Annotated in this window: 8 protein-coding genes; 1 reads left to right on the forward strand and 7 read right to left on the reverse strand. The window is 63.4% G+C overall.

Annotated elements, in window-relative coordinates; genetic code table 11:
* From M3498_00415 to M3498_00425, 3 genes are all read right to left on the reverse strand, one after another.
* A partial coding sequence (locus M3498_00415) for an HTH domain-containing protein (protein MDQ3457757.1) occupies positions 1–390 on the reverse strand: 390 nt, incomplete at its 3' end.
* Positions 391–394: 4 nt separating this feature from the next.
* A complete protein-coding gene (locus tag M3498_00420; protein ID MDQ3457758.1) occupies positions 395–799 on the reverse strand; it encodes a type II toxin-antitoxin system VapC family toxin in 405 nt (134 codons plus the stop codon).
* An 8-nt stretch (positions 800–807) separates the two neighbouring features.
* A complete protein-coding gene (locus M3498_00425; protein ID MDQ3457759.1) occupies positions 808–1,053 on the reverse strand; it encodes a type II toxin-antitoxin system Phd/YefM family antitoxin in 246 nt (81 codons plus the stop codon).
* Positions 1,054–1,163: 110 nt separating this feature from the next.
* Between M3498_00425 and M3498_00430 the strand changes: the two genes are divergently transcribed.
* Positions 1,164–2,105, forward strand: a complete 942-nt coding sequence (locus tag M3498_00430; GenBank protein MDQ3457760.1) for an S-adenosyl-l-methionine hydroxide adenosyltransferase family protein — start codon at positions 1,164–1,166, stop codon at positions 2,103–2,105.
* A gap of 73 nt (positions 2,106–2,178) precedes the next feature.
* Here M3498_00430 and yfbR read toward each other — a convergent pair whose 3' ends face one another.
* From yfbR to M3498_00450, 4 genes are all read right to left on the reverse strand, one after another.
* Positions 2,179–2,727: a 5'-deoxynucleotidase gene (gene yfbR, locus M3498_00435; protein MDQ3457761.1), complete on the reverse strand. Its 549-nt coding sequence runs from the start codon at positions 2,725–2,727 to the stop codon at positions 2,179–2,181.
* A gap of 586 nt (positions 2,728–3,313) precedes the next feature.
* A complete protein-coding gene (locus M3498_00440; GenBank protein ID MDQ3457762.1) occupies positions 3,314–4,354 on the reverse strand; it encodes a zinc-dependent alcohol dehydrogenase family protein in 1,041 nt (346 codons plus the stop codon).
* Positions 4,351–4,677, reverse strand: a complete 327-nt coding sequence (locus M3498_00445; protein MDQ3457763.1) for a hypothetical protein — start codon at positions 4,675–4,677, stop codon at positions 4,351–4,353. The genes M3498_00440 and M3498_00445 overlap by 4 nt, the downstream gene beginning before the upstream one ends.
* A complete protein-coding gene (locus M3498_00450; GenBank protein ID MDQ3457764.1) occupies positions 4,661–4,927 on the reverse strand; it encodes a hypothetical protein in 267 nt (88 codons plus the stop codon). The genes M3498_00445 and M3498_00450 overlap by 17 nt, the downstream gene beginning before the upstream one ends.
* Between the last annotated feature and the right edge of the window lie 233 nt (positions 4,928–5,160).

Raw genomic sequence — 5,160 nt, forward strand, 5'->3', positions numbered from 1 at the left:
CTCTAAGACGATGAAGCGGATGTTCTCTTTGAGGTAGGTGGCCTCTTGGCGCAACCCCTCGGGCAGGATCGCTTCAATTTTTCGCCCGGCGGACTCTGCCGCTAGGCTGTACTGCGCGTCAAAGGTCCGTGCCATCACGCCCGCACCCAAGCTCAGCATGGTCGCCTCCTCCTTGCTGAACTGTAGCGGCGGCAGGAAGTAGCCTTCCATGAGCCAGTAGCCCTGCCCCGGCGCGGACACGACCGGCACGCCCGCCTGAGAGAGCGCCACGATGTCGCGGTAGACCGTGCGTTTGCTGACCGAAAAGGTGCGGGCGAGGTCTTCGGCGCGGCAGCGGCCCCGTCCCTGAAGCTCTAAGACCATCGCCAAGAGGCGGTCGGTGCGGTTCATTTCGTCAGCTCATCGTCGGCACGAGCTTGGCGTCGATGATTTTTACGTCTTGCGTCAGCAGGGTCGCACCAAGCACACGCGCCGAGGCGACGATGAGGCGGTCGGCGGGGTCGCGGTGAAAGCTATCAGGCAGCGCCGCGACCTCGGCGGCAATGGCGGGCGAGATACGAACGCGCTGCACGAGTGGAGGAGAGGTTGCCTGCTCTAAAAAATCTCGCAGGGGCACGTCAAGGCGGATACGCCGCAAACTGTAGAGCATCGCGATCTCCCACAGCGTGACCTCTGACAGCCAAAGAGGCGCATCCTCACCCGCAGCTTCACAAACGCGTCTATGCCGGTCGGAGAGGCGCGGGTCTCGCCACAGCCAGTGAAGGAGGACATGGGTATCGAGCAGTACCCTCTGGGGCATAAACGCTCTCAAAGCTCGCCGCGCACCGCGTCCCAGTCTTCGGCTGGAACGGCGGGCTCGATGATATCTCCTACGATCTCACCCGTGCCGATAAGGTTGTACTGGGGATAGGTCTCCGTGCGAGGCAGGGGGGGCACGAGCTGCGCGACGGGCTTGCCGCGCTTGAGAATGGTCACGGGCTCACCCGTCCGCTTGACTTCATCCAGGATAGCCAAGCACTTCGCTTTAAACTCGGTGGCGCTCACCCTTTTCATATGACCACTTTAAATGACCGGTCGGCTGCCGTCAAGCCTTTCCCGAGCGGGGCTGGCCGCGATCGGGGTATTGTTGAGCTCGAGCCCGCCAGGCTCAGAGGAGGTCACGCATGCATCATCCGCTTTTGGCAAGCCGTATCTCTCACCCTCTGCGAGGGCTGGCCTTGGTCCTCTACTTGTTTCTGGGCACCATGGCGTTCGCGCAGCGACCCACCTTGGTCTTCATGACCGACTTCGGCCTCGGCGACGGCGCGGTGGCGGCGATGAAGGGCGTCGCCCACGGGGTCTCCTCTGAGATCGCCATGTTCGACCTGACCCACGAGATAAGCCCCTTCGACATCTGGCAGGGCGCCTTTCGGCTTCAGCAGACGGCGAGCTACTGGCCCGAGGGCACGGTCTTCGTGACGGTGGTGGATCCCGGCGTGGGTACCGAGCGCAACTCGGTGGTGGTGAGGACGGAGACCGGGCACTTTTTCGTGACGCCCGACAACGGCACGCTGACGCTGGTGATGGAAACGATGGGCCTGGACGAGGCGCGCCTCATCGACGAGGAGACGAACCGCTTGGAGGGCTCGGAGGACTCGCACACCTTTTTCGGCCGCGACGTCTTCGCCTACACGGCGGCCCGGCTGGCGGCGGGTGAAATCACCTTCGAGGAGGTCGGCCCGGTCTTGGAGGGCGAGCTCGTCGCGCTCCCCTACCAGCGCGCCGAAGTCGACGTGGCGGCGGGCGTGGCGCGCGGCAGCGTCCCCATCCTCGACTCGCAGTACGGCAACGTCTGGAGCAACATCGACCAGGCGCTCTTTGAAGAGCTCGGCGTCGCGCTCGGCGAGGAGGTCCTAGTCGTCATCCGAGGCGGCGACGAGGAGGTCTTTCGCGGCACCATGCCCTACGTCCATACCTTTGGCGACGTGGCCGAGGGCGACGAGCTGCTCTACCTGAACAGCCTCCTTCAGCTCTCGGTGGCCATCAACTTCGGCAACTTCGCCGAGACCCACGGTGTCACCGCCGGGCAGGACTGGAGCATGGAGGTGCACAGGCTGGAGGATTAGGCCAGGGCCTGGTGACGCCGATATTGCGGTAAGGCCAAGGTCGAAGCCACGCACAGGCTGCGCCGTCAGCCTGCTAATTCAACTCGTCGAGCGTCAGCGAGAAGCTCGGCACGAACCGCTCGAGAAAGAATCTTACTTCGGGCGTCGCCGTCCTGTCCAGCTCGGCCTTGATCGCCTTCTCGGCCTGAGCGAACTCGCCGTTGCCGGCGCGCTGTTCCTCGAGGCATTTCAAGTAGGCGCAGATCTTGTCGGCGGCGCGCACCAGCGCCCAGGCTTCCTGGTCCTCGCCGTCGGGGGTCAGCAGGGCGGCGTACTCGCCCTTCAACGCGTCCGGCAGCATGGCCAGGAGTTTGCTCTTGGCGACGACCTCGATCTCGCGGTAGGCGGTCTTGATCTGCGGGTTGAAGTACTTGATGGGCGTGGCCAGATCGCCGGTGATGACCTCGCTGGCGTCGTGGTAGAGCGCCAGCGTGGCGGTGCGCTCGGGGCTCACGCAGCCGCCGCGGTAGCGGTTGTTGATGACGGCCAGGGCGTGCGCGACCTGCGCGACCTGGAGGCTGTGCTCCATGATGTTTTCGGGGTCGGTGTTGCGCATGAGGCCCCAGCGCTGGATGAACTTCATGCGGGCGAGGTAGGCGAAAAAGTGGCTCAAGAGGGTCTCCAAAGGTTTATCAGCCTACCACGCCGGGCTCGAGCCTGGTGCCGGCCTCGAGGGTGACGAATGCACCGGGGAAACGCCCGCCGCCGCGCTGTAATGAAGGGGCGCTAGGGTGGTCCCTCCTACACGTCATCGCCTTAGCGCCTTTTCCAGATGGCGCCGGCACTTCCCATGCCGGCGCTCTTTATGCTCCTGGGGACGACGGGCTCGAGGTGATGAATGCACCGGGGAGCTGCCGGGGCCGTGTTCTGATAGTCGTGCGCTAGGGTGATTCTCCCGCTCCTTGACAACTCACCTTAGCGGCTCGAGCGCGCCGGTACTTGGGGAACCGGCGTGCTCTTCGTTTGGGCGCCCAACGGTGCAAGCGAGCGCCTGGTCGTTCTCGAGTACCTGCTCCGCTCCGATGTGATAAATGCACATGCGAATCCCTTGAGCTGCGCTCTAATGAGCTATCACTAGGGCGATTGCCCTGACTTCTTGCCCTAGTGGGCTCGCGCTGGTACCCCAAGTGCCAGCGCTTTTTCACGCCTCACCGCTAGCCGCGGACCTGCTAATCGAAGCGCGTGATGACCGTGACGCCCCGCTGCGCGAAGCTTCCCATCGCGGCTAGCTCGGCCCCGGCCGCCTCGAGCGTGATCGTCTTGCCGATCATCCGCCTGGGGCTCAGCTTGCCTGAGCTGATCATCGCCAACATGGCGCCGTAACGGTGCGCCTGCATGCCGTGGCTGCCCCTGATCTCGAGCTCCTTGGCGATCACCTCGGCCATCGGAACCAGCGCGTCGCGCTCGGAAGCGAGCATCAGCCCGACCTGCACGTGCCGGCCGCGCTTTCTCAAAGAGCGGACCGAGTTGCGGCAGGTGACGGCGCTGCCCAGGGCGTCGATGGAGAGGTGCGCGCCGCCGCCGCTGAGGTCGTAAACGGCCTGGACGGGATCGACCCTTTCAGCGTTGATCAGGGCGGTCGCGCCCAGCGACCTCGCCAGCTCGAGCTTCGCCTCGTCGATATCGATGCCGATGACGTTTGCACCCAAGGCCGAGGCTATAATCACTGCCGCGAGCCCGACGCCGCCGCAGCCGTAGACCGCCACCCACTCGCCGCCGCGCACCCGCCCCTGGTCCACCACCGCCCGAAACGAGGTCATGAAGCGGCAGCCCAGGCCGGCGGCCTCGTCGAAAAGAAGCGCGCTGGGAAGGCGCACCAGGTTGACGTCGGCGTTGGGGATGGCGAGGAACTGGGCAAAGGCGCCCCAGCCGCTGAAGCCCGGCTGGTAGTCGTGGTCGCAGATGTGCTGAAAACCGGCCAGGCACTCTCCGCAGCGCCCGCAGCCCCCGGAGAAGGGCACGGTGACGCGGTCGCCCGCCCGCCAGCCGCGCACCTCCTTGCCGACCTCCGCCACCACCCCGGCGAATTCGTGGCCGAGCACGTGTGGCAGCGCAATCGTCGGGTCGTGGCCCATCCAGGCGTGCCAGTCGCTGCGGCATATGCCGTTGGCCCTCACTTCTATGACCACGCCGCTCTCGGGCGGGATGGGGTCGGGGACGGTTTCCAAGGAGAGGGCTTCCCCAAAGGCGTGCATCACGGCGGCTCTCATGGCTTTTTCCCAGGGCGGCGTTGCTGGTAAGCCGAGTCGTGGTCAGGATGGAGCGACAAGAACCGCATAAAGTTCTCCTCCCGATAGACCAGTACCCGAAACTTCTGCGAGATGCGGATGGTGTAAAGCCTCTGATCTTTAGGCCCCAACCGGTGGGAAACGAGCTCCCAGTTAAGCCCCTTGTCCTGATAAACCTGTTGCCAGGTCATCTGCTTGATCTTCACGAGAGCTTGGGAGAAGCGATAAAGGTCGTCTTTTTGTAGTGCCAAAAGATGTTTTTGAAAGGTTGGGTTGTTCAGATCAAAATCAATCACCGTGTTCACTGAGCTTTTTCAGAAGGTCATCCAGGTCCGTTTCGGCGGGAGGATTTTCCTCCGCCCACCGGATCGCTTCGTCTATGTCCGTCCTCATCGGCTCTTGCAGCATCCACATCTCGTTGTCGGGGATGACCTGTGCGGTTTTGATGATCCACATGCCGGGTTCAGGCGACTCGATCACCACCGTCTTGCCCGCGTAGTCTTTGCCCAGTGAGAGTTGGCCGCTACCGCCGATGGTTTTGACTGTTTGCGCCATGATAGACACCTACTTTCATGTTATATGATAGCATGAAGCAAGCTCTAACAGACTCTATAGGTGCAAGCTGTCACCGTCGCTAAAATACCGAGCGAATGCCTGACTCATGGCCGACCAAAGGGTCCTGGCGAGCCCGTCTCTTGCTGCCGAAGCGTTACAATGGGCTGTTATGACCGGGATGCCTATCGTTGACCTCCGCTCCGACACCGTCACCCGCCCCACCCCCGCCATGA

The sequence above is a fragment of the Deinococcota bacterium genome (genome assembly GCA_030858465.1).
Taxonomy (GTDB): Bacteria; Deinococcota; Deinococci; order Deinococcales; family Trueperaceae; genus JALZLY01.